Source organism: Agrobacterium sp. MA01, from assembly GCF_009650195.1.
Classification (GTDB): domain Bacteria; phylum Pseudomonadota; class Alphaproteobacteria; order Rhizobiales; family Rhizobiaceae; genus Allorhizobium.
This window is the reverse complement of sequence record NZ_CP045854.1, coordinates 2,138,710-2,161,700: the sequence shown is the minus strand read 5'-3', so window position 1 is coordinate 2,161,700 and position 22,991 is coordinate 2,138,710. Positions and strand designations below refer to the sequence as shown.

Sequence of the window (22,991 nt, the reverse complement as noted above, 5' to 3'; positions counted from 1 at the left end):
CTCAGGCGTAGAGCCTCTCGACCGAGGTGCTGTTCTGCCTCAGATATTCCTCGAACTGGTCGACCGGCATCGGTCGGCCGGCGAGGAAGCCCTGGATCTCGCCGCAGCTCATTTGCCGAAGCAGGTCGAACTGACCCCGGGTTTCGACCCCTTCTGCGGCGACGCTCATGCGCAGATCGCGCGCCAGGCGAATGACGGAGTCGACGATGGCGCGGCTGTCGGCATTGGTCTCAAGGTCGGATATGAACGACTGGTCGATCTTCAATTTGTCAAAGCGATACTGGCGCAGGTAGCTCAAGGATGAGAAGCCCGTGCCGAAGTCATCGAGCGCTATGCGAAGCCCGAGCCTTGCAAGGGAGGCAAGGGTCTGTTCGACCCCGATCGTGGTTTCCATCAGCAGACTTTCCGTCACCTCCAGTTCGAGACGGTGAGCGGGCAGGCGGTTCTGCTTCAGCGCGCTTTCAACGAGTGGCAAGAGCCCCGGGCTCAGAAACTGGCGTGAGGACAGATTGACTGCCACGCGGATGTGGTCCGGCCAGTTGACGGCGTGCTTGCAGGCCTGGCGCAGAACCCAGCTGCCGATTGCGCCGATCTGGCCGGATTCTTCGGCGATCGGGATGAATTCGCCAGGGCTGATGGGGCCGAGCGTCGGATGGTTCCAGCGCAGCAATGCCTCGGCACAGACCACCTGCCGGCTCTGGGCGTCGACGAGCGGCTGGAAGTTGACGGTCAGGCTCTCCTGGGCAACTGCAAGCGCGAGTTCCTGTTCGATCAGATTGCGGCGTCGCGCAGCGGCATCCAGCGAGCTATCGAAGAAGCGGTAACGGTTGCGTCCGTCTGTCTTGGCCCGATAAAGGGCAAGATCGGCGTTGCGCATCAACTGGTCCGGATCGGTGCCGTCGATCGGAGCGCAGGCGATGCCGATGCTGACGCCGACATGGGCCGTGCCGCAGCCAAGACTGATCGGTTTGCCAAGCTTTTCGATGATGCGGGAGGCGAGGCCCGCAGCGCTTTGCGGATCGTCGCCAGACATATGGAGGATCGCAAATTCGTCGCCGCCGATGCGCGCCAGGGTGTCCGTCTCACCGCGGATCTGGCTCAGAATGCTGGCAATGGCGCGCAGCAGTTCGTCGCCGCCGGCATGGCCGAAATTGTCGTTGATGTGCTTGAAACGATCGAGATCTAGCAGCAGGACCGAGAAAGGGTCGCCGAAGCGCTGATAACGCGATACCGCGCGTTCGAAATCTTCGGAAAGGAGAACCCGGTTGCCGACTTCCGTCAACGGATCATGCCGGGCCATGTGTTCGATGCGCAGACGGCTTTCGCGGCTTGCCGTGACATCGCGACCTACTCCGCGATAGCCGCAGAACTGCCCTTCCTCGTCCTGTATTGCCTTTGCCGTCAAGGACCAGATCGCCAGTTCCCCTCCCAGTTCGACACAGATATCCTGATCACGGAAGGACTGTCTCGTCTCCAGACAGGTGATGAAGTTCTCCCTGCAGTCCATGCCCTCGATCCCGACGGCTGCGAAGGGCATGATCGCGGCGAGCGGCTTGCCGATCACCATGGCTTCGGGGACCTGCATCTGTTCGTAGAAACGGTTGGAGGCGCGAACCAGGTTGATATCTTCGTCGGTGCCCCACAACCAGTCCGCCGCATTCTCTTCGAAGTCGTTCAGCAAGAGATTGATGACGTCTCGCTGTTCGTCGGCTGCAAGTTTGGCCCGGACGCGCTCCGTGAGGCTTCGGCAGACCGCGAGCGACGAGCGGATGATGATCGCGGCGAAGATCAGGTAGAGGACGAAGAGATAGGCGCCGACAATGGTCGGATCGCGGGAGAGGGCGATCGCGGCCCCGACGGCAACGGTGCCGCAAAAGACGATCGATGCTGGCGGGATGGTCGCCAGGGCGAAGCCGCCGCCGCCGGCCATGCCGACTGTGAGCGCGATCAGGACCATGCGTTGCGTTTCGTCGGCTGTGTGGTAGGCGGCCACATCGAGGGCTGCCCAGAGGCCGCTCAGGATCGCGGCATAAATGATCGCGCGAACTGTTCCGCGCAGGCTTGCCCGCTCGCGCATGCCGCGTTTGCGATTGCGCCACCAGGAAAGGGTTGTAAAGGCCACGACAGTCAGGATCAGGCCGCAGATCACATAGACTTCGGTCGCGGACGGGCTGCCGTAAAAGGCAAATACTGTAAGGACCGCGTTGCAGAGGTTGGCCGCCATCATCCACGGCGTACTGGTGCCGACGACCGACAGTCGGACTGCGCGGATACGTTCTGCCTCTTCCGCCGTCTGGTCACCTTCACCAAGGCGCAGGAAGCGGTCGTACAGGTTCGCAATCGGTGCCGCGACATACGCGGAAAACATCTTCTGCATACGGAAGTTCGTAGCAGATACATTTTAAGTCTCAGTAAATTAGGAATATCACCTTGTTCGGATCTCGATGGATTCGAACTGTGTTCTGAACAATACATGCCGCTTTAGGTGCGGATGCGTTTCGGGGACCTTGGGATGATCGAAATCCTGGCCTATCAGACGCTGCATGCCGATCCTTTGCATGACAGCGATCGAGCGATGATTGCGGTCCACGGCAAAGGCATGGACGTCGGGCAAGCGGAGGTCGGCGCGCGCGTATTCAATCAGTCGAGATGCCGCTTCGGTAACGTAGCCTCGACCCCAGAAGCGGGTGGCCAGCCGCCAGCCGATCTCGATTGCTCCCTCGGGCAGGATGCCGGGAAGGTCCACGGGTGAGAGGCCGCAGAAGCCCATCGCTTCGTTGGTTACACGATCGGTCAGCGCGTAGAAGCCAAGACCCGTTTCGCTGATCATGTCCCGGTTCCGGTCGAACAGGATGTCGCATTCGGCATGGCTGCGGCGGAGCGGGAAGAACTCCATGACTTTTTCGTCGCGGTTGATCTCGTAGAACAGGTTGCGATCCTCGTCCTGCCAGTTGCGCAGGATCAGCCTCTCCGTCTCGACGATCAGCATGATCAACCCTTATTCGGTCACGAAGTCCGACTTGCGGTAGCCCTGCAGGTAGAGAAGCGCGGTGAGATCGCCGTGGTCGATGCGGATCTTCGCCTCGGCGGCTACGGCCGGCTTGGCATGCAAAGCGACGCCGGAGCCGGCGATGCCGAGCATGCCCAGATCGTTGGCGCCGTCGCCGACGGCAATTGTCTCGTTCGGGCTGATGCCGAGACGGCCTGCGATGTCGAGCAGGGAATCCACCTTGGCCTGCTTGCCGAGGATCGGTTCGGCAACCTCGCCGGTCAGGACGCCGTCCTGCTCGATCAAGATGTTGGCGCGGTTCTCATCGAAACCGAGCATGGTGGCGATCGGTCCGGTAAAGACGGTGAAGCCACCGGAGACGAGTGCGGTGTAGCCGCCTTTCGCCTTCATCGTCGCAATCAGTTCCTTGCCGCCCGGCGTCAGCGTAATGCGCTTTTCAATGACCTCGCCGACGACCGAGATCGGCAAGCCCTTCAGCAGCGCCACGCGCTCGCGCAGGGCGGGCTCGAAGGCGATCTCGCCGTTCATGGCCCGAGCCGTGATCTGGGAGACCTTGTCCTTCAGACCGACTTCGGCTGCCAGTTCGTCGATGCATTCCTGGCCGATCATCGTCGAATCCATGTCGGCGATCAGGAAGGACTTGCGGCGGGTATCGGCATCCTGGACCGCGACATCGACAGGCTGACCCTCCAGCGCCTGCCGCAGGGCGCGCTCGGCCTCGATCGGATCAGTGCCATCGGGAAGGGGTATGTCGCAGGCGATCCCGTCGGCCAGCCAGTAGAGGCGCGAGGACGCGACGGCCTCGGTGGCCTTTTCGGCGATGGCCCGGCTCAGAACAGGGTTTGACGGATTGGCGACAAGCGTGGCAACCAAGGCCATGATGGAAGATCCTGACAAGAACAACGACGCGATCCTGATAACCGGGCCGACCGCCAGCGGCAAGTCTGCGCTCGCGCTTCAATTCGCCCGCCGCCATAACGGAGTCGTCATCAATGCCGACAGTATGCAGGTCTACGACACGCTACGCGTCGTCACTGCCCGCCCGGGCGAGGCAGAGATGGGTGGCGTGCGGCACGAGCTCTATGGTCATGTCCCGGCCGGCCGGACCTATTCGACCGGCGACTGGTTGCGTGAAGCGGGTGCGCTGGTCGAACAGTTGAAGCACGAGAAGCGTCTTCCGGTGTTCGTCGGCGGCACCGGGCTCTACTTCAAGGCGCTGACCGGTGGGCTTTCGGAGATGCCCGCAATCCCGGCCGACCTGCGGGCGGAGATCCGCCAGCGGCTTCAAACCGAGGGTGCCGATGCGTTGCATCGGGAATTGGTTGAGGTAGATCCGGCGATGGCGCAGCGCCTCAGTCCGGGCGATGGTCAAAGGATCGTGCGGGCGCTCGAGGTGTTCCGGGCGACAGGACGGTCGATCGCCGAGTTTCAGAAGCAGTCCGGACCGCAGCTGGTCGATCCGGATCGCGCCCGCAAGCTCGTGGTCCTGCCAGATCGCACGGTGCTGCACGACCGGATCAACAGGCGCTTCGAGCTGATGATGGATGAGGGGGCGATCGAGGAGGTCGAAGCGCTTCTGTCGCTTGGCCTGAAGCCGGAGATGCCTGCCATGAAGGCGATCGGCGTGGCGCAAATCGCCGAAATGCTTGCCGGCCGGATCAGCCGACACGAGGCGGTCGATCGCGCGTCTGCAGCGACGCGCCAATACGCAAAGCGCCAGATGACCTGGTTCCGTAACCAGATGGATGAAAGCTGGGAAAGGGTCGACCCGGCAGTTTTCCGGATCGGCTGACGTTTAGTCGCGCTTGTAGAGGCTCGATAGCGGCTTTTTCAGAATGCTCTCGCGCAGGGAGGAACCACCTTCGCGGCGCAAGGGCTGGGAGCCGAAAGTTGCCGATGGGGGATCGGCAGCTGCGGTATGAGCCGGAGCCGGGGCTTCCATGCGTTGGCGAGGCGCATCGTCGCTACCAGAACGGGGCAGCATGTCCGGACGGTAGGGCTCGATCGTCGGCGTCTCCGAGGCTGGCAATGCCTGTCGCTGCGGCGGCGTCTCGAAAGGCTGACGCGTCACGGGTGACGGTGATGTCATCGGGAAAGAGGCTGCGGTCGGTCGCGCCGGTGGCTGTGGGGCAGGCGACGGGCGCAACGTTTCGAAGGCTCCGTCGTCGTCGAACTCTTCATCGTCATAGAGGCCTTCCGGCGCAGACGGCATGCCGCCGAAAGTGGTCTCGAAGCTCTGCTGGAAGGCTGAGATGTCCGGCCCGGCTATGGCACGCATACGACCGACAATGGTGCGGAGATCGACGGTGTCAGGCGTTTCTTCGGTCTGTTTGGCGTTGACGCCGTTGGCTTTCGGCAGCGCCGACTCCGCCACACGGGTGAAGCGCATGCGCATGGGAACGGCGATCGCCTCACCGAAGGCGATGGCTTCGCCGTTGCCGATCGAGGAAATGAAGCTGGTGGTCGAGATCGAACTGTCGGGGATGGCCGAGCGGATGATCTCCTGGTCGCGGTCGTTGGCAAGGCGCATGGCAAACAGCGTCGAGCACTGCGACAGGATCGTCTGGTCGAGTTCGCCCGGGCGCTGGGTGATTACACCCAGCGAGACGCCGTATTTCCGGCCTTCCTTGGCGATGCGGGCGATGGCCTGGCGCGTCGGGAAGAAGCCGAGAGTGGGGTCGGCAGGCACGTAGCGGTGGGCCTCTTCGCAGACGACGAGCATGTGGATCGCGCCGTTCGACCAGAGCGCCAGTTCGAAGGCCATGCGGCAGAGAACCGAAGCAACCGAGTTGACGACTTCCGACGGTATGCCGGCAAGCTGGAAGGTCGAGATCGGGCGGTCGTCACCCGGGATGCGGAAGATATGCGCGATCGTCTCCATGATCGTGTCGCTGATCGTATTGTTGGAGAACATGAAGTGATAGCGCGGGTCGTTGACCGCCGACATGATGCGCATTTTCAGCGAGCGCAGGAATGGTTTTTCGCCGCGACCTTCGAGGCGTCCGATGCGCTCGTCGATGAGCGCGAGCAGGTCGGCGATGCGGTAGGGCACCGGTGTGTCGGCGGTCATCGAGCTCTTGTCGGCCATGCGCCGCATCAGGGCACTCTCGTTGCCACGGAAGGCGCGTTTGGCTTCGGGCATCAGGTCGCGCAGGATGTCGAGTTCTTCGGCAACTGGAGGGCGGCCGCGGAACAGGACCTCGGCAAATTCGTCGAGGCGCATGAGCCAGAAGGGCAGGTCGAGCGTGTCGGTGTCGATGACGACGGCAAGCTCGGGGAAGGCGGCGGCAAATTCGTTATGCGGATCGAGAATGAGGATGCGCAGCTTCGGATCGCTTTCGATCGCCTTGCGCAAGAGCAGCGAAACGGCGGTCGATTTGCCAACGCCGGTCGAGCCGACCACGGCGAAGTGCTTCGACAGCATGGACGGGACATGGATCGTTGCGTCGATCGTTTCGTCCTGGGTGAGCTTGCCGATGACTGCTGTGTCGCCGAGGCGGGTGTCGTAGATGCGCAGAAGATCGGCCGCACGAATGCGGTGGGCGATGGCTCCGAGATAGGGATAGCGCGAGATGCCGGTCGAGAAGAGTTCCTGGCCGTCTTCGTGAACGTAGACTTCGCCGAGCAGTTCGACCTCGATGAGAAACTGGTTGTCAGCCCCTTCGCCCCAGTCCTTGCCCTCCGTCTGCATGGAATAGGCGAGTGCTACGACGCGGTTCTTGCCAACGGTGATCGAGATCAGACGACCGACGGACCAGAGCTCCGTGAGATCCGTGCCGCCGTCTTCGGCGACGGCTGCAATCGTTGCACGCGCGCCGTTGCAGGCGACGACGCGTCCGAGCATCCGGTTGCCAGGCCGCATGCCATCGCGGCGGTCTTGATCTCCGGCTGCGCCGGACTTGCGAAGATCATCATTCAACAAGCGCATTCTCCCTGCTGGCGCAAGCTTATGGGGGCGCGCTTAAAATTTCGTGTAACGCATTAGGCTGGCGGTGATGATTTATCATTGTCTGCGCAACAAACTTTCGCTTTGGCGTCGGAAATTTTGCAAAAGATGCGTTGACGCTTGCGGGCTTTCTGGCTAACACTTCGACCCATGAAAAACTCGGTTGCACTTATCGTGGTGGGACGGCGCATGGGCAGGATGGTGTAACCATCCGGCGATAGCCACCCATGCGCTAGATGACAGGCTCCTCAAGGGGCCTTTTTTTATGCCCTAAACCGGGTTATCAGCCCCAAAAACCAAGAAGGCAGATGGAAACACAGCATGACGGGTAAAGACAATCAGATGACCGGCGCCGAGATCGTCCTGCGCGCGCTCAAGGATAACGGTGTCGAACATATCTTCGGCTATCCCGGCGGCGCCGTGCTTCCGATCTATGACGAGATCTTCCAGCAGGAAGACATCCAGCACATCCTCGTGCGCCACGAGCAGGGTGCCGGCCACGCAGCTGAGGGATATGCGCGCTCGACCGGCAAGGTCGGCGTCATGCTGGTCACGTCAGGTCCTGGCGCCACCAATGCGGTGACGCCGCTGCAGGATGCTTTGATGGACAGCGTTCCGCTCGTCTGCATCTCCGGCCAGGTTCCGACCTCGCTGATCGGTTCGGATGCCTTCCAGGAATGCGATACCGTCGGCATCACGCGTCCCTGCACCAAGCACAACTGGCTGGTCAAGGACGTCAACCAGCTGGCCTCGATCATCCATGAAGCCTTCCGGATCGCCCAGACGGGCCGTCCGGGTCCGGTCCTCGTCGATATCCCGAAGGACATCCAGTTCGCCACCGGCACCTACACTCCGCCGGATGCGCACAAGGCGCTGAAGAGCTACCAGCCAAAGGTTTCGGGCGATGCCCGCGCCATCCAGGCTGCCGTCGAGCTGATGGCGACGGCTCGCCGTCCGATCATCTATTCGGGTGGCGGCGTCATCAATTCCGGTCCGGAAGCCACCAAGCTGCTGCGTGAACTGGTCGGTCTCACCGACTTCCCGATCACCTCGACGCTCATGGGGCTCGGCTGCTATCCGGCTTCGGGCAAGAACTGGCTTGGCATGCTCGGCATGCATGGTTCCTACGAAGCAAACATGGCGATGCATGACTGCGACGTCATGGTCTGCATCGGTGCGCGCTTCGATGACCGCATCACCGGCCGTCTGAACGCATTCTCGCCGAACTCGAAGAAGATCCACATCGACATCGATCCGTCGTCTATCAACAAGAATGTCCGCGTCGACGTACCAATCACAGGCGATGTCGGTCGCGTTCTCGAAGACATGGTCCGCGCCTGGCGCGCCCTGCCGAAGAAGCCTGAGGCGTCGCAGACGGCCGAATGGAATGCCAGCATTGCCAAGTGGCGGGCTCGCAACTCCTTCGCCTACACGCCGTCCAAGGACGTCATCATGCCGCAATATGCGCTGCAGCGGCTTTATGAGCTGACCAAGCATCGCGACACCTACATCACGACGGAAGTCGGCCAGCACCAGATGTGGGCGGCCCAGTATATCGGCTTCGAGCAGCCGAACCGCTGGATGACCTCGGGTGGCCTCGGCACGATGGGTTACGGCCTGCCGGCCGCAATCGGCGTCCAGGTCGCACATCCCGACGCATTGGTCATCGATGTCGCGGGCGATGCCTCGATCCAGATGTGCATTCAGGAAATGTCCTGCGCCATCCAGTACGAGCTGCCGGTCAAGATCTTCATCCTCAATAACCAGTACATGGGCATGGTGCGCCAGTGGCAGCAGCTGCTGCACGGCAACCGCCTGTCGAGCTCCTATACGGAAGCCATGCCTGACTTCGTCAAGCTGGCGGAAGCCTATGGCGCGGTTGGCATCCGTTGCGAAAAGCCCGACGATCTCGACGGTGCCATCCAGGAGATGGTCGACGTGAAGAAGCCTGTCATCTTCGACTGCCGTGTCGCCAATCTCGCCAACTGCTTCCCGATGATCCCGTCGGGCAAGGCCCATAACGAAATGCTGCTGCCGGACGAGGCGACCGACGAAGCGGTTGCCACTGCCATTGATGCCAAGGGCCGTCAGCTCGTCTGACCGGGAGGAAAAAGATCATGAACGCTCATCTTCAGCCGACCGGTTCGGCCTATTTCATCGCCAAGGAAACCTCCGCCATCGAGAGCCATACGCTCTCGGTGCTCGTCGACAACGAGCCCGGCGTTCTCGCCCGCGTCATCGGCCTGTTCTCCGGTCGCGGCTACAACATCGAGAGCCTGACGGTCTCGGAGACCGAGCACGAGGCGCATCTGTCGCGCATCACGATCGTGACGCGTGGAACGCCTGGTGTGCTTGAGCAGATCAAGGCGCAGCTTGAGCGCATCGTGCCAGTGCACCGCGTCCTCGACCTGACGGTTCGCGCTAAGGAGCTCGGCCAGGAGCGGCCGATCGAGCGTGAGGTGGCGCTGGTGAAGGTCGTTTCGACCGGTGAAATGCGTGCCGAGACGCTTCGGCTTGCCGATGCCTTCCAGGCGAAGGTCGTGGATGCGACGGTCGACCATTTCATCTTTGAGATCACCGGCAAGTCATCGAAGATCGACCAGTTCGTCTCGATCATGAAGCCGCTCGGGCTCAACGAGATCTGCCGCACCGGCATTGCTGCGATGAACCGCGGCCCGCAGGGCATGTAAGGAATTCGGTAATTCCCGAAGTGAAAAGGGCGGCCTCGCGGTCGCCCTTTTTTGTTGCCGGCCTTTCAGTTCATGCCGAGGAGATCGAGAAGGCCCATTTGTTGCGGCGCCGGGGGCGGATCGGCCTCTGCCTTCTTCGGCTTTTCCTTGGCCGGTTTGTCGCTCGCCGGCTTCATCTTGGCTTTCTTCTCGGCCTTCGTTACCGATGGGGCGGTCTCGGCTGCGTCGTTCTTCTTCTTGGCAGACTTTTTCGGCGGCGCTGGCACATCCGCTGCCGCTTCCACTTCGGCCTCGTCGTCTGGTGCCGTGGTCGTGGTCAGCATGGCAGTCAGTGCATGCCGCAGGGCCGCTGGCCTCAGGCTGTAGTGGATATACTGGCCCTTCTTCTCACCTTCGATCAGTTCGGCATTTTCGAGGATCGAGAGATGCTGGGAGATCGAAGGCTTGGCCATGTCGAAGCGGGCGGCGATCTCGCCGGCGGTCAGCGTCGACTGGGCGAGGTGCACCAGCATCATGCGGCGTGGATCGGAGGCGAGTGCGTGGAAGACGCGGGACGAGATCTTGTCCATTGCCGGATGTATTTCGGTTTTTCCGCGCTTTGCCATGTGGTCCCTCAGTCGTGCGGCTCTTTCTCCGCAATTCTCGAATTAGGCAATCTCCTAATTTCCTGAGGGGCTGGCGTAAAGTGCTGGAAATGCTGGGCCTGTGGATAGATCGCGATTTTCCGATGCATGGGAGAGGATCGGGCGCCCTGCTTTCTCTCCCCTTTACAACATCGCCAGCGCTACTTTCCGGGACGGTGGCGGGAAGGCCACGTCCAGACGCGCCCAGTCTTCATCGGAGATGTCGAGATCGACCGCCTCGCGATTTTCCTGCAGGCGGCGCAGGTTCGAGGTCTTCGGGATCGGGATCACGCTTTCGCGCTCCAGCAGGAAGGCGAGCGCGACCTGTGCCGGAGTCGCCTGATAGGCCTTGGCGATGTGGATCAGTTCAGCGTGCTGGAGGATGCGGCCCTGCTCGATCGGCGAATAGGCCATGACCGGGATCTGGTGCTCCTGGCACCAGGGCAGGAGGTCGAATTCGATGCCGCGGCGGGAAAGATTGTAGAGGACCTGATTGACGGCACAGTTCTCGCCATCGGCCACCGAGAACAGTTCCTCCATGTCATCTAGGTCGAAATTCGAGACGCCCCAGGCGCGAATTCTGCCCGCAGCTTTCAGTTCTTCCATCGCCGCAACCGTGTCTTCGAGTGGGTGTTCTCCCCGCCAGTGCAACAGATAGAGATCGAGATGATCGCTCCCCAACCGGTCGAGGCTGGCATGGCAGGCCTTGATCGTGCCGTCGTAGCTGGCATTCCAGGGCAGGACCTTGGAGACGAGAAAGGCGTCTTCGCGCCGATCCTTCAGCGCTTCGCCGACAATGCGTTCGGCGCCGCCATCGCCATACATTTCGGCCGTGTCGATCACGGTCATGCCAAGGTCCAGTGCCAGCCTGATGGCATCGACTTCGGCTTTCGCGGCGGATCGATCCTCGCCCATCATCCATGTGCCGAAGCCGAGGCTCGGGACCTCTGCGCCGCCCGGCAGGGTGACAGTCGGTATGGTGTCATGCATGGTGGAGCTCCTCGGGGCGGGCTGTGCGAAGGATAGCGAGGCGGTCCCGCGAGGCAAGCGACAAAGTCCCGCTCCTTCGTGTCACCATAACAAGAATGGTGATGGCGTGGGCTCAAAGGACAGATAGGCTGACATAAAAATCCGGGAGAAACATCCATGTCGGCCGATACGCTTCTGGCGCTTGTGGTCTTTGCCTTCGCGACCTCGATCACCCCGGGGCCGAACAACATGATGCTGTTTGCGTCGGGGGTGAACTTCGGCTTCCGCCGGACCATTCCGCATATGCTCGGCATCGGTGCCGGATTCTTCTCGCTGCTGATCGGTGTCGGCCTCGGTCTCGGCGCTATTCTTTCGGCCTATCCACCTGCCTTCATCGCGCTCAAGGTTGCCGGCGGGCTCTATCTCCTCTGGATCGCGTGGAAAATCGGTTCGTCACGCACGATGGGTGAGGGTGAGGCCAAGGCACGACCGATGAGCTTCCTGGGGGCTGCCGCCTTCCAGTGGGTCAATCCGAAAGCCTGGGTGATGGCCGTAACCGCCATGGCGGTCTATCCTAACCCGGAGCATTATGCTCTGACTGTCGGGATCGTCGCGCTGGTCTTCGCGGCCGTCAATGTTCCCAGTGTATCCACCTGGGCGGGCTTCGGCTCGGCTCTTCGGGAATGGTTGTCGGTCCCGGTGCGGCTCAAATGGTTCAACATCACCATGGCCTTGCTGCTGGTGCTGAGCCTTTGGCCCATGCTCAACTAGGAAACTTCGATGTCTGGTCACCACCATGAAGATCATGATCATCATCACGGGCATGATCACCACCATGACAACCAGTATTCCGACATGGAGGCCCGCGTGCGGGCGCTCGAGACTTTGCTGACGGAAAAGGGCCTGATCGATCCCGGGGCGATCGACGCCATCGTCGAGACCTATGAGACGAAGGTGGGACCGAGGAATGGCGCGCGGGTGGTGGCGAAGTCCTGGGTCGATCCCGAGTTCGCCGACTGGCTGACGCGCGATGCGACGGCGGCGATCGCGAGCCTCGGCTATACGGGCCGGCAGGGCGAGCATATGCGCGCCGTCTTCAACACCCCCGACACCCACAATCTCGTCGTCTGCACGCTGTGCTCCTGTTACCCGTGGTCGGTGCTTGGTCTGCCGCCGGTCTGGTACAAGGCGCCGGCCTATCGGTCCCGAGCAGTAATCGATCCGCGCGGTGTGCTTGCCGAATTCGGGGTGACCTTGCCGGAGGAGATGCAGATCCGCGTCTGGGATTCCACGGCGGAGCTTCGCTATCTCGTAGTGCCCTTGCGTCCTGCAGGGACGGAAGGGTTGGACGAAGAGGCACTCGCCAAGCTCGTGACGCGCGACTCGATGATCGGCACTGGTCTCGCGTTGTCGTCGGAGGTCCTGTCATGAACGGGCCGCATGATCTTGGCGGGCAGATGGGCTTCGGTCCGGTCGCGCCTGAGAAAGGCGAACCCTACTTCCATGCAGAATGGGAGAAGCGGGCGCTCGGCATCACGCTCTCCTGCGGCGCGTTCGGTGCCTGGTCCATCGACGAGAGCCGGCATGCGCGCGAGAATATTCCGCCGGCGAGTTATCTGGCGGCGAGCTATTACGAAGTGTGGATACGCGGGATCGACATGCTGCTCGAGCGGCATGGTTTTGCCACCGCCGAAGAGCTGGCAACAGGGCAGCACGCGGAGCTGGGCCGAGCGCCGAAGCGCGTCCTGAAGGCCGAGATGGTCGAAGGTGTGCTGGCCCGTGGCGGACCTTGCGACCGGCCCGTCGAGACCGAGCCGAAGTTTGCCGTCGGTGACCGGGTGCGGACGAAGAATTTCCATCCGACCGGCCACACGCGTCTACCCCGCTATGCCCGGGCGAAAACGGGTGTGGTCGAGGCCGTCCAAGGCAGCTTCGTTTTCCCTGATGATAATGCCCATGGACGGGGCGAGAACCCGCAATGGGTCTATACGGTCGTGTTCACGGGAGAGGAGATCTGGGGCAAGGGCGCGGATCCGACTCTGACCATCTCGATCGATGCATGGGAGAGCTATCTTGAGCGTGTGTGACACGGTGACCGATCTGGCGGCATCGCCGGGCCTGCCGCGCTCGACCGAAGGCGCGCCCGTCTTCGCCGAACCCTGGCACGCGCAGGCCTTTGCCATGACCGTGCATCTGCACGCACGTGGCGTGTTCAGCTGGACCGAATGGGCGGACAGCCTGTCTGCCGAAGTCCACAGACCGGAGCGGGCGACTGACGGTTCCGACTATTTCGACGCCTGGGTCGCAGCATTGGCCGGGCTGCTGGAGCGCAAGGGGCTGGCCGATCGCGATACCGTCGAGGCCTTGCGCGAAAGCTGGCAGCGGGCGGCCGAGGCGACGCCGCATGGTACGCCCATCGAGCTCGCCAATGATCCGCTCAAGGGCTGATGTCCACGATTTGTTCTGACTTTCCCGGCTTTGGCCTTGCATCGGGCCAACGAATCCGCGCATGACCTAGGTCATGCAATTCGCGCCCCAGCAAGACGAGGCCCTCAAGGCCGTTTCGAAATGGCTGAAGGAGGGGAAGACCCCCGTCTTCCGTCTGTTCGGCTATGCCGGTACGGGCAAGACGACGCTCGCCAAACATTTTGCCGAGCATGTCGATGGCGAGGTGCTGTTTGCCGCCTTCACCGGCAAGGCGGCGCAGGTTCTGCGCTCGCGTGGCGCCTCGAATGCCAAGACCATCCATTCGCTGATTTATCGCCCGCGCGGCGAGGAGGCGGTGGAGGACGAGGAAACCGGCAAGACCTCGATTGCGCCAATGTTCTCGATCAACCGCCAGAGCCCGGTCGCCAAGGCGGCACTCATTGTCATCGACGAATGCTCGATGGTCGATGAGGCGCTGGGACGCGACCTGATGAGCTTCGGCACGCCGATCCTGGTGCTGGGTGATCCCGGCCAGTTGCCACCTGTTTCCGGCGGCGGATTCTTCACCGATCAGGAGCCGGACTATCTGCTGACAGATATCCATCGCCAGGCGCGCGACAATCCGATCATCCAGCTTGCCATGCATATCCGTGAGGGCAAGGAGATCATGTATGGCGATTACGGCGATACTGCACGCGTGATCTCGAAGAACCAGGTGACGCAGGATCTTGTGCTGGGGGCGGATCAGGTTCTGGTCGGCACCAACAAGACACGGCGGCGCTACAATATGCGGCTGCGCGAGTTGAAAGGCTTCACCGTCGACTATCCGCAGGCCGGCGACAAGCTCGTATGCCTTAGGAACGATCAGGTGAAGGGCCTGCTCAACGGCTCGCTCTGGCAGGTTATGACGTCGTCGCGCGAGACGGTGAAGCCCGGCATCAATCTCCTGATCAAGCCAGAAGACGACGACATGGATCGCGGGGCAGCCAAGATCAAGCTGCTCAAGGACGCCTTCGCGGATATCGAGACGGAGATACCTTGGTCGACGCGCAAGCGTTACGACGAGTTCGACTACGGCTATGCATTGACAGTGCACAAGGCCCAGGGCTCACAGTGGAACGATGTTGTCTTGTTCGACGAGAGCTGGGCGTTTCGCGATACACGCGAGCGCTGGCTCTATACCGCCGTGACCCGCGCGGCAGAGACGCTCACCATCGTCAGATGAGCGCTCCTGACTAGGTCACTTCGCCTTGAGGGCGGTCAGCGTCGCCATCAGCTCCACGTTGTCCTTGCCGGACGCCTCGGCGATCTCCGACAGGCTCGTAGCGCCATCCGCTGCCGCAAAGCCCTTCTGTTTCAGCCCATCGACCACTTCGGCTTCAGATCTTCCGAGCAGAGGTGCAACCTCACCCGGCGTGCCGGCTGCGATGATATTGATCATGGCAAAAGCCGGATTTCCACCGCTACCGCTTGCCGAACCTGTGATGGCAGGCCAGGCGAAGGCGAGGCCGGTGACCAGACAGAGGCCGAGCGACAGGGTCATCGGCAGGCGCTTGAAATAGGCGAGGAACGGGCGCCAGTTTTTCCAGACATGCAGGACGAAAGGCAGAATGAGAACAAGGCTCAGCCATTCATGCATCTCGCGGAAGGCGGTCGTGCCGTAGTGAAAGAACAGGGCTATCCCGGAGATCAGTGAGATCAGGAACAGGCCGGTGGTGAAGGGGGTTGCATAACGGGACAGGATACTCGGCATGGGGCGACCTCAGTCTTTGGGTATGACCCGCTCCTAGCTCCAGCTGCAGCCGCTGTCCCGTTAAACTTCCTCCACTATTGATGATGGACAAGACCAGGGCTGGTCTTCAATTGGCGACCAAACCGAGAAGAACGGCTTTCGCCACGGCCTGGAAGCGGTTTTGCGCTTGGAGTTTGCCGACGATGCTCGCCTCCACGGTACTGACCTCTTCGGTTTTCAGTTCGAGCGTCCGCGCGATCCGGATCGGCGTATAGCCTTCGACCATCAACTGCAGGCAGCGGGCTTCCGTCTCGGTCAGGGTTGGCCCCTTCTGTTCCGTGTTCAACTGACCGGCTTCGACCTCTTCGTGGTCGAGCAGGGCATTGAGTTGCTGGAGCTGACGGTGGACCGTCGAAAGGTTTGACGCCAGTTCACGGCGACGGCCGAGCAGGGCTTCCTCAAGAATCAGGTTTGCTTCGCTTGTCGAGGTGGCGGTCGAGAGTGTTTCGAACAGGTCCTGGATGAGCGAGACCGACATGCCGACCTCTCGGCACACATTGATCAGCGCCATCCGGGCGATTTCATCGCATCCGTAGACCCGCATCAGGCCCATGCGTCGGGCGGTGAGCAGGCCCTTTTCCTCGTAGAAATGCAGCGTTCGGTGGGTGACGCCGAAGAACTCTGCCATTTCGGCAATCGCGACCGGCTCTTTCGGTGGGGTTCTCGTCTGGACGAGGTCCGGCAAGAGAAATGCCTTGTTAGGCTGACTGGATACGCTGGTGATCGGTTGCAGATGGTGTGTTCCGTGCGGCATGTACCCCTCCATGTTCAGTGCCAACGCGTCTGCTGAAGCCGATAGTTCCTCTTTTGCTGTGCTGTCTCGCTGACCCCGCTGCATCTCGAATCGCCGTCTGATTGAAGATTATAGTATATTTGAAATCCTTAAAATAAGTTTTCGCAAAAGGGAATTGCGCCTCATGTCTGGAACGCGTGGCTCAGCGTGGCAGGGAGGAAAGGGCGATCAGCCTCGTCATCTCGGTGATGATCTCGCTGCTCTGGCCGAGGCCGGCCCATTGCTGCTGGGACTGACGGGCAGTGATATAGCTCGCATCCGAACGCTCCAGCGTATAGCGATAGGTGGCGTCGAGGCACTGCATCTGTCCCGTCGATAGATCGTTCTTGTGGCAGAAGCGATAGATCGAACCCGGTATCGTGAGGTTTGCTCCGGCAAAGCCGTTCGCCAGCGCACCGATTTCCAGACTGTCGCCGGAAGTCTCGCAGACGCCCATGCTGATCGGCACCTCGCTGCCGGAGCGGAGATGGCGCAGGCCGAGTTTGAGCTCGGTGCCGAGACTATGCGCCTTCAATTCGAAATGGAGGGGATGCGGTGCTCCGCCTTCGAAACTGGGTTTTTCACTCGGGCCGGCGATGCAGACCGCCCAGAGCCTCGTGCTCCAGAGCCGGGTCGCATTGACGAAGATCGAGGCGATGAGATCGTCGCCGTCCGGGCGGCGGATGAAAAGCCTTGGAATTGAGGCCTTGTCGTCGGCGAGAGCAGGGCTCTCGACATCAGCGAAGGTGGTCTCGATCAATTCGAGGTCGCGCTCACGGACCATGCTGGCTTGCGATGCGACGCGGTCGTAGACCGGAACATAACCGCCGAGCGGAATGCGAATGCGTAGCGGATCATCGCGGCCCTCGCAGGCATAGAACTGGTTCAGCAGCTTGCGCAACTTTCCGGCCTGGACACGGACCAGCGGATCTGTGCCCGGATCGAAGCCGTGATTGCGGCTGAACACATCGATGCCGATCGTGTAGCCTTTCAACTGATGCGACAGGCCGAGTTGCTCCATCTCGACGATGAATTTGAGGAAGGAGCGCAGCCTCTCTGAGCGTGCGAATGTCCTGCTCCGCAACACCCGCTGCAGAGCGTCCGAAACCTGCTCGCCATCGATCCCGGTTTCCGTCAACATGCTTGCTCCAACCGCCGCAGGGGACGCCTGCGCCGTCATCCGATAGTGCGCATTGTGCGATCCGTCACAATCGAGACCTGACTAAAGGATGGGGGCCAGGCGTCAATACCTTAAAGTCTAGGGGGTGGACGCGATTGCCATTCATCAATTTCCCGCATCGGAGCATTTGCGATTCTCGTTGGCCTTCGATACCGCGATGCCGTAAGGATGCCCCAGACCTCTTCATCGCCGGATCATGCCGCCATGCCTGCCAAGCTTTCCGTCAACCTCAATGCCATCGCCATGCTTCGCAACCGCCGGGATCTTCCCTGGCCTGACGTGGCCGGTCTCGGCCGTATTGCCCTTGCTGCTGGTGCCAGTGGCCTGACGGTGCATCCACGCCCGGATCAGCGGCATATCCGCTTCAGCGATCTGCCGGTGCTGCGGGCTCTGATCGACGACGCGTTCCCCACGGCCGAGTTCAACATCGAAGGTTATCCGAGCGAGGATTTCCTGGCGCTCTGCGAGGCAACCGAGCCGGAGCAGGTCACCCTGGTGCCTGATGACCCATCGCAGGCGACGTCCGACCATGGCTGGGACCTTGTCGCGCATCAGGATTTTCTCAAGCGTGTCGTGTCGCGGCTTCGCGCCAAGGGCATGCGGGTGTCGCTCTTTGTTGATGGCGATGGGCGGTCCGAACCGATGGCGCTTGCAAAGGCGACCGGTGCCGAGCGCGTCGAGCTCTATACCGGCCCCTATGGCGGTTGCTACGACAATCCGGATGAGGCTCTGCGCCAGGTCGAACTGCTCGGATTGACGGCAGATGCCGCCCGCGCCGAGGGGCTCGACGTCAATGCCGGGCACGACCTGACGGTTGCCAACCTGCCGCTTCTGGTCAAGCGCATCCCGCATCTTGCCGAAGTCTCGATCGGTCACGGCCTGACCGCCGATGCCCTGGAATACGGTATGGCCGAAACCGTCCGGCGGTTCTGCCGCGCCTGCGGCCAGACGATCTGAACGCAGGCCACTAATCAGGCAGCCCGGATGTCGCGATCGCCTTGCAGTGCGAAGGTAACGGCCGCTTCGGCATGGATGGTCGTCGAGTCGTAGCCGGGCAGCTGAAGTGTCGTCGGGTCGAGGATGAGGCAGATCTCCGTGCAGCCGAGGATAACGCTGTCGGCACCTTCAGCCTTGGCCTGTTCGATGATTCCGTTCAGCTTGTCGCGTGACGTGTCGAGAACCCGGCCCGCGCAGAGCTCTTCGAAGATGACATCATGGGTGACGGTCCGCCCTTCCGCATCCGGCACCATGATCTCGATGCCGTGGCGCTTCATGCGCTCGGCGTAAAACGGTTGTTCCATGGTGTAGCGTGTTGCGAGCAGCAGCGGGCGTTTTGCGCCGCCGGCCTTCAATGCATGGGCGGTTTCATCGATGATGTTGATGAGTGGTACGTCGATCCGTGCCTGCACCTCGTCGGCGACGAGATGCATGGTGTTGGTGCAGATCAGAACGCAGTCCGCGCCGGCCTTTTCCAGGCCTGTTGCGACGTCGCCCAGACGCTTCGCGGCAAGGTCCCAGCGGCCGGCCTTCTGCAGTGCGACGATCTCCGCAAAGTTCACCGAGTGCATCAGGACCTCTGCCGAAGTGAGGCCGCCGAGGCGGGCGCGGACGGCCTCGTTGACCTGGCGGTAATAGACCGCCGAACTTTCGAAACTCATCCCGCCAATCAAGCCAATCGTCTTCATGTCTCGTCTCCGTCATTTGATGCGAAGATGATGATGCGAATTCGGCGCAATTGGGTTGCAATGATCGGATAGAGAACAGCCCTTGGCGCATGGCAGTTGGCGCGATATGAGGGGATCGCGCAGATTATTTGCGCATTCATGGGTTTGGGCCGGGGAGATGTGGCGTGATTGACGAAAGAGACAGGAAGATTCTCGATCTGCTGCAGCAGGATGCGAGCATTGCGGTTGCGGATCTCGCTGAGCGCGTGGCCTTGTCAACGTCTGCCTGCTCGCGGCGGATCCAGAAGCTGGAGGAGCAGGGCTATATCGCCCGGCGCATCGTCGTCCTCGATCGCGAGAGAATCGGTGTGCCGACCACGGTCTATGCCCTGGTGAAGACAGCCCATCATGCCGACGACTGGATCGAGGAGTTTCGCCGCGCGATCAGCGATATCTCGGAGATTGTCGAAGCCCATCGATTGACGGGGCATTACGACTATATCCTGAAGCTGGTGCTGCCGCGCGTCGAGCATTACGACGTCGTCTATCGCCGGCTGGTGAAGCGCGTCGAACTCTTTGACGTTTCGGCATCAATCTCTATGGAAATTCTCAAGCAGGGGCTGGCCGTTCCTGTCGATTACGCGCGGTGATTATTCCGGCGAGGGCAGGGCCTTGTCGGCGCGGCATTGGCTGATCGGCAACTGCTTCACGGCGTAGATGGCCGAGATCCTGCCGAGGAAGCTGTCACCAAAATCGCTGCTGCGCTCGGTTTCAGCCTCGATACAGCCGCAGGCATAGCCATAGTAGCCGTTCGTCTGGACGAAATCCCCTGTGGTGAAATCAGGCATGTTCTCCATGCCGAGCGGCTCGATCTCGGAGCCTTGCGTCATCAGTATCCATGAGCCTTCGCCATCATCGAGCCAGTAATTTCCGGGGGTCGGATTCTGTATCCAGCCGCAGCGGTTTTCCTTGGCGGAGAGGGCCGAGGTTCCGGCAAGTGTCAGGGCAAGGCAGATGAGGAGGTGTTTGGTGCGCATGGTGTTTTCCTAGATTTCGCCGCACCATACCCATCACCTTTGGCGCTGGGAATGACCAAGTCTGGACACTATCGCAAATGCAAAAAAAAGGCCCCGGGACTGATGCCCCGAGGCCCACCACGCACCCTTGGATCAGGAAGCGTTGGAAACTGTGCGGGTGACGAGGGTCACCGTCTGGTCGGCATTGACCTTGTAGACTTCGTTCACGTCACGACCACTGCCGTCTGAGAAGGTGTGGAAGAAGGTCGAACCAACAGGTGCCTTTTCCAGCTGAACGTTTGCGTTGTCATAGGTGATCGAGCCCGGGATCGGCTGGACGGAAGCGAAGGCTGCCGAACCGGCTGCGAGGGTGATCAGGGCTGCAGAGATGATGGTCTTCATGGTTATATTCCTTTGTGCGTTGGGTTGGCGGCGGCTCAGTGTCAGAGGGGGAGGGGCCGAGTCTGCCGCCGAAGGGTGTCGCGTCTTGGGAGGCGCGCTGATTACGAAGCGTTGGAGATCGTGCGGGTGACGAGGGTCACCGACTGGTCGGCGTTGACCTTGTAGACTTCGTTGACGTCACGACCGCTGCCGTCTGAGAAGGTGTGGAAGAAGGTCGAACCAACAGGTGCCTTTTCCAGCTGAACGTTTGCGTTGTCATAGGTGATCGAGCCCGGGATCGGCTGGACGGAAGCGAAGGCGGCCGAACCGGCTGCGAGGGTGATCAGGGCTGCAGAGATGATGGTCTTCATGGTTATATTCCTTGTGTAGCGTTGGGTTGGCGGCGGCTCAGTGGCAGTGGGGGAGGGGCCGAGCCTGCCGCCGAAGGGTTTTGCGTCCTGGGAGACGCTGATTACGAAGCGTTGGAGATCTGGCGGTTAACGAGGGTCACCGACTTGTCGGCATTGACCTTGTAGACTTCGCTGACGTCATGGCCGCTGCCGTCAGTGAAGTTGTGGAAGAAGGTCGAACCGGCCGGGGCCTTTTCCAGCTGAACATTGGCATTGTCATAAGTGATCGAGCCCGGGATCGGCTGGACGGAGGCGAAAGCGGAGGTGCCGGCAGCGAGGGCGATGAGGGCTGCAGAGATGATGGTCTTCATGGTCGTATTCCTTGTGTAGCGTTTTGTGGGCGGCGGCTCGGGGCGGTGGAGAGGGTCGAGCCTGCCGCTGGAGGTCTTCACGTCTTGGGAGGCGTGTTGGGTTGAACGCTTCGATTACGAAGCGTTGGAGATCTGACGATCGACCAGGGTTACCGTCTGGTCGGCGTTGACCTTGTAGACTTCGCGAACGTCGCGGCCGTCACCGTTGGAGAAGGTGTGGAAGAAGGTCGAACCAACAGGTGCCTTCTCGAGCTGAACATTGGCGTTGTCATAGGTGATCGAGCCCGGGATCGGCTGAACGGAAGCGAAAGCGGCCGAGCCGGCTGCGAGGGTGATGAGGGCGGCAGAGATGATGGTCTTCATGGTCATAGTTCCTTATCTTGAATTGAGCTCAGCCTCAGGCGTTCAGCTCTAGATTGTATTGATGGGTAGCATCTACCCGTGATGGGGATCGTCTTGCGTGCCGTCAGTCGTTCGCCATGGAACGGGAGACGATGGAGACGGTCCGGTCTGCATTCACCTTGTAGATCTCATGGACTTCCGTGCCGTTGAGATGGAAGGTGTGGAAGAAGTTCGAACCGGCGGGGGCCTGTTCGAGCCTTGGCTGCGCACCGCCATAGGTGATTGAGCCTGGGACTGGCTCGATCGCGAAAGCGGCCGAAGCGGCTGCGATGGTGGTCAGGAGTGCTGCTGCGATGGTCTTCATAGTGTGTAAGCCTTTAGAACCTTGCTTTATCGAACTGCTCGGTTCGATGAGATGTATTTGGCGTATGGCGCTGGAGAAATCAATACCCCTTTGCGCACAATCGAACTGATTGGTTCGGTGAGAGTACCCGGTATCACGGAGGATACTTGAAGGGTGAGGTGAGGAAAAACAGCGGGTTAGGCTGCAAATGCACCGTCATTTAACTATGACATACAACGATTATTTTTTGTCACAATCACCCTTTTGTGACAACTTGGTGGGGTGAAAGGGGAGGGGGTGATGCTCAAAACAGGATCTCCTTCCTGAGGCATCTGCTTGCTTTTTTCGCAAATTCATTCTTGACCCGCCCGCCTCCGCGGTACATAAAGCGTGCGAACCGTACCGTACGGTACCAGGAGCCGGCCATGTCCATCGACAATCAGACCTCGGAATTCACGCCGCGTCAGAACGCCGTTCTGGCGGAGGCTCTGCGTCTCCTCGTGGAGGGCGGCGACAAGGCAGTCACCACGGCCGGTCTGGCGCGCGCTGCCAATTGCTCCAAGGAAAGCCTCTACAAATGGTTCGGCGACCGCGATGGTCTGCTGTCAGCGATGATTTCCTATCAAGCCAGCAAGGTACGGACGTTTGAGCGGCCGGGTGAGCGCCTGACTGTTGCCACCCTTACAGATCATCTGGAGGTCTTTGCCCAGGATCTGCTCGAGGTTCTCGCCGGCGATGTTTCGCTCGCCCTCAACCGGCTGGCCATCGGCCAGTCGAGCCGTGACGGTTCGAAGCTCGGCACGTTGCTTCTGGAGCGTGGTCGGCGCCAGATCGATCGCCGGGCAAGGGCGCTGCTCGATGCCGGCCAGCGAGACGGCCTGTTGCGTTTCGGCGATGGCGAGGACGCGTACCGTACCCTTTACGGCCTGATCGTCAGCGATCTGCATGTCCGCATGCTGCTCGGCGAGGCGCCGCAGACCCACAAATTCGGCGCCCGGGCGGCGAAGGCGGTTTCCGCCTTTCTCGCTCTCTACGGGACCGACCGCGTACTGGCGGGCCTGGATGGGGCATCCCGTTCCGGCTCTCCGATCAACAACATCCACCACAACTGAAAA

General features: G+C 61.1%; 26 protein-coding genes and 1 pseudogene. 11 read left to right on the top strand and 16 right to left on the bottom strand.

Features of this window, described 5'->3' with window-relative positions; translation table 11 throughout:
• Position 1: 1 nt before the first annotated feature.
• Genes GH983_RS10540 through serB form a run of 3 tightly spaced genes read right to left on the bottom strand, consistent with a single transcriptional unit; the run spans position 2 to position 3,889 of the window.
• Positions 2–2,377 carry a bifunctional diguanylate cyclase/phosphodiesterase gene (locus GH983_RS10540; protein ID WP_153762377.1) on the bottom strand — a complete coding sequence of 792 codons (2,376 nt, stop codon included), beginning with the start codon at positions 2,375–2,377 and terminating at the stop codon, positions 2–4.
• Between the two features lie 48 nt (positions 2,378–2,425).
• Entirely contained in the window at positions 2,426–2,989 is a 564-nt protein-coding gene (locus GH983_RS10535; protein ID WP_069043774.1) for a GNAT family N-acetyltransferase, read from the bottom strand.
• A 9-nt stretch (positions 2,990–2,998) separates the two neighbouring features.
• Positions 2,999–3,889, bottom strand: coding sequence for a phosphoserine phosphatase SerB (gene serB, locus GH983_RS10530; protein WP_153762376.1), 891 nt, complete (start codon positions 3,887–3,889; stop codon positions 2,999–3,001).
• On the opposite strand from serB, the gene miaA reads away from it, so the two are divergent.
• Complete coding sequence (miaA, locus tag GH983_RS10525) at positions 3,888–4,802, top strand: tRNA (adenosine(37)-N6)-dimethylallyltransferase MiaA (protein ID WP_153763592.1); 915 nt, start codon at positions 3,888–3,890, stop codon at positions 4,800–4,802. The two genes, serB and miaA, sit on opposite strands and share 2 nt — an antisense overlap.
• A gap of 3 nt (positions 4,803–4,805) precedes the next feature.
• Here the strand turns inward: miaA and GH983_RS10520 are convergent, their stop codons facing one another.
• Positions 4,806–6,932 carry an ATP-binding protein gene (locus GH983_RS10520; protein ID WP_153762375.1) on the bottom strand — a complete coding sequence of 709 codons (2,127 nt, stop codon included), beginning with the start codon at positions 6,930–6,932 and terminating at the stop codon, positions 4,806–4,808.
• A gap of 345 nt (positions 6,933–7,277) precedes the next feature.
• Here GH983_RS10520 and GH983_RS10515 point away from each other — a divergent pair, with 345 nt between their 5' ends.
• Positions 7,278–9,056: an acetolactate synthase 3 large subunit gene (locus tag GH983_RS10515; RefSeq protein ID WP_054151730.1), complete on the top strand. Its 1,779-nt coding sequence runs from the start codon at positions 7,278–7,280 to the stop codon at positions 9,054–9,056.
• Positions 9,057–9,073: 17 nt separating this feature from the next.
• Positions 9,074–9,646 (top strand): acetolactate synthase small subunit, encoded by a 573-nt coding sequence (gene ilvN / locus GH983_RS10510; protein WP_054151731.1) that lies wholly within the window; start codon positions 9,074–9,076, stop codon positions 9,644–9,646.
• A 356-nt stretch (positions 9,647–10,002) separates the two neighbouring features.
• Here the strand turns inward: ilvN and GH983_RS24305 are convergent.
• Together GH983_RS24305 and GH983_RS10500 are read right to left on the bottom strand one after the other, a co-directional pair.
• Positions 10,003–10,251, bottom strand: a pseudogene (locus GH983_RS24305) (metalloregulator ArsR/SmtB family transcription factor); the annotation flags it as partial.
• Positions 10,252–10,413: 162 nt separating this feature from the next.
• Entirely contained in the window at positions 10,414–11,259 is an 846-nt protein-coding gene (locus tag GH983_RS10500) for an aldo/keto reductase (protein WP_153762374.1), read from the bottom strand.
• 156 nt (positions 11,260–11,415) lie between these two features.
• Between GH983_RS10500 and GH983_RS10495 the strand changes: the two genes are divergently transcribed.
• The 5 genes from GH983_RS10495 (at position 11,416) to GH983_RS10475 (ending at position 14,890) form a co-directional block, all read left to right on the top strand.
• Entirely contained in the window at positions 11,416–12,009 is a 594-nt protein-coding gene (locus GH983_RS10495; protein ID WP_153762373.1) for a LysE family translocator, read from the top strand.
• A gap of 9 nt (positions 12,010–12,018) precedes the next feature.
• Positions 12,019–12,669 (top strand): nitrile hydratase subunit alpha, encoded by a 651-nt coding sequence (gene nthA, locus GH983_RS10490; protein ID WP_153762372.1) that lies wholly within the window; start codon positions 12,019–12,021, stop codon positions 12,667–12,669.
• Positions 12,666–13,325: a nitrile hydratase subunit beta gene (gene nthB, locus GH983_RS10485; protein WP_153762371.1), complete on the top strand. Its 660-nt coding sequence runs from the start codon at positions 12,666–12,668 to the stop codon at positions 13,323–13,325. Before nthA ends, nthB begins: the two co-directional genes overlap by 4 nt.
• A complete protein-coding gene (locus GH983_RS10480; protein WP_153762370.1) occupies positions 13,312–13,686 on the top strand; it encodes a nitrile hydratase accessory protein in 375 nt (124 codons plus the stop codon). Before nthB ends, GH983_RS10480 begins: the two co-directional genes overlap by 14 nt.
• 73 nt (positions 13,687–13,759) lie before the next feature.
• The gene (locus tag GH983_RS10475; protein ID WP_153762369.1) at positions 13,760–14,890 is read left to right on the top strand and encodes an ATP-dependent RecD-like DNA helicase; all 1,131 of its coding nucleotides are present in this window, start codon (positions 13,760–13,762) and stop codon (positions 14,888–14,890) included.
• Positions 14,891–14,905: 15 nt separating this feature from the next.
• Here the strand turns inward: GH983_RS10475 and GH983_RS10470 are convergent, their stop codons facing one another.
• The 3 genes from GH983_RS10470 to GH983_RS10460 all read right to left on the bottom strand — a co-directional run bounded on the left by GH983_RS10470 (position 14,906) and on the right by GH983_RS10460 (position 17,370).
• Positions 14,906–15,418: a DUF4405 domain-containing protein gene (locus GH983_RS10470; RefSeq protein ID WP_153762368.1), complete on the bottom strand. Its 513-nt coding sequence runs from the start codon at positions 15,416–15,418 to the stop codon at positions 14,906–14,908.
• Positions 15,419–15,524: 106 nt separating this feature from the next.
• Positions 15,525–16,211 (bottom strand): MerR family transcriptional regulator, encoded by a 687-nt coding sequence (locus GH983_RS10465; RefSeq protein ID WP_054151739.1) that lies wholly within the window; start codon positions 16,209–16,211, stop codon positions 15,525–15,527.
• Between the two features lie 181 nt (positions 16,212–16,392).
• Positions 16,393–17,370: a hypothetical protein gene (locus GH983_RS10460; RefSeq protein WP_153762367.1), complete on the bottom strand. Its 978-nt coding sequence runs from the start codon at positions 17,368–17,370 to the stop codon at positions 16,393–16,395.
• 243 nt (positions 17,371–17,613) lie between these two features.
• On the opposite strand from GH983_RS10460, the gene GH983_RS10455 reads away from it, so the two are divergent.
• Positions 17,614–18,366, top strand: coding sequence for a pyridoxine 5'-phosphate synthase (locus GH983_RS10455; protein WP_153762366.1), 753 nt, complete (start codon positions 17,614–17,616; stop codon positions 18,364–18,366).
• A gap of 14 nt (positions 18,367–18,380) precedes the next feature.
• On the opposite strand, the gene GH983_RS10450 is transcribed toward GH983_RS10455, so the two are convergent.
• Positions 18,381–19,094, bottom strand: a complete 714-nt coding sequence (locus GH983_RS10450; RefSeq protein ID WP_069041166.1) for an aspartate/glutamate racemase family protein — start codon at positions 19,092–19,094, stop codon at positions 18,381–18,383.
• Positions 19,095–19,258: 164 nt separating this feature from the next.
• Between GH983_RS10450 and GH983_RS10445 the strand changes: the two genes are divergently transcribed.
• On the top strand, positions 19,259–19,723 hold the full coding sequence (locus tag GH983_RS10445; RefSeq protein ID WP_054151742.1) for an Lrp/AsnC family transcriptional regulator: 465 nt from the start codon (positions 19,259–19,261) through the stop codon (positions 19,721–19,723).
• Here the strand turns inward: GH983_RS10445 and GH983_RS10440 are convergent, their stop codons facing one another.
• The 6 genes from GH983_RS10440 to GH983_RS10415 all read right to left on the bottom strand — a co-directional run bounded on the left by GH983_RS10440 (position 19,724) and on the right by GH983_RS10415 (position 21,897).
• The gene (locus GH983_RS10440; RefSeq protein ID WP_069041168.1) at positions 19,724–20,110 is read right to left on the bottom strand and encodes a DUF4087 domain-containing protein; all 387 of its coding nucleotides are present in this window, start codon (positions 20,108–20,110) and stop codon (positions 19,724–19,726) included.
• A gap of 132 nt (positions 20,111–20,242) precedes the next feature.
• Positions 20,243–20,491, bottom strand: coding sequence for a hypothetical protein (locus tag GH983_RS10435; protein WP_069041169.1), 249 nt, complete (start codon positions 20,489–20,491; stop codon positions 20,243–20,245).
• A 101-nt stretch (positions 20,492–20,592) separates the two neighbouring features.
• Positions 20,593–20,841, bottom strand: coding sequence for a hypothetical protein (locus tag GH983_RS10430; protein WP_153761720.1), 249 nt, complete (start codon positions 20,839–20,841; stop codon positions 20,593–20,595).
• A 101-nt stretch (positions 20,842–20,942) separates the two neighbouring features.
• Positions 20,943–21,191 carry a hypothetical protein gene (locus GH983_RS10425; protein WP_069041904.1) on the bottom strand — a complete coding sequence of 83 codons (249 nt, stop codon included), beginning with the start codon at positions 21,189–21,191 and terminating at the stop codon, positions 20,943–20,945.
• 114 nt (positions 21,192–21,305) lie between these two features.
• Positions 21,306–21,554: a hypothetical protein gene (locus GH983_RS10420; protein WP_054151764.1), complete on the bottom strand. Its 249-nt coding sequence runs from the start codon at positions 21,552–21,554 to the stop codon at positions 21,306–21,308.
• 103 nt (positions 21,555–21,657) lie between these two features.
• Positions 21,658–21,897, bottom strand: a complete 240-nt coding sequence (locus tag GH983_RS10415) for a hypothetical protein (RefSeq protein ID WP_054151765.1) — start codon at positions 21,895–21,897, stop codon at positions 21,658–21,660.
• Between the two features lie 404 nt (positions 21,898–22,301).
• Here GH983_RS10415 and GH983_RS10410 point away from each other — a divergent pair, with 404 nt between their 5' ends.
• Entirely contained in the window at positions 22,302–22,988 is a 687-nt protein-coding gene (locus GH983_RS10410) for a TetR/AcrR family transcriptional regulator (protein ID WP_153762365.1), read from the top strand.
• The last annotated feature ends 3 nt before the right edge of the window (positions 22,989–22,991 follow it).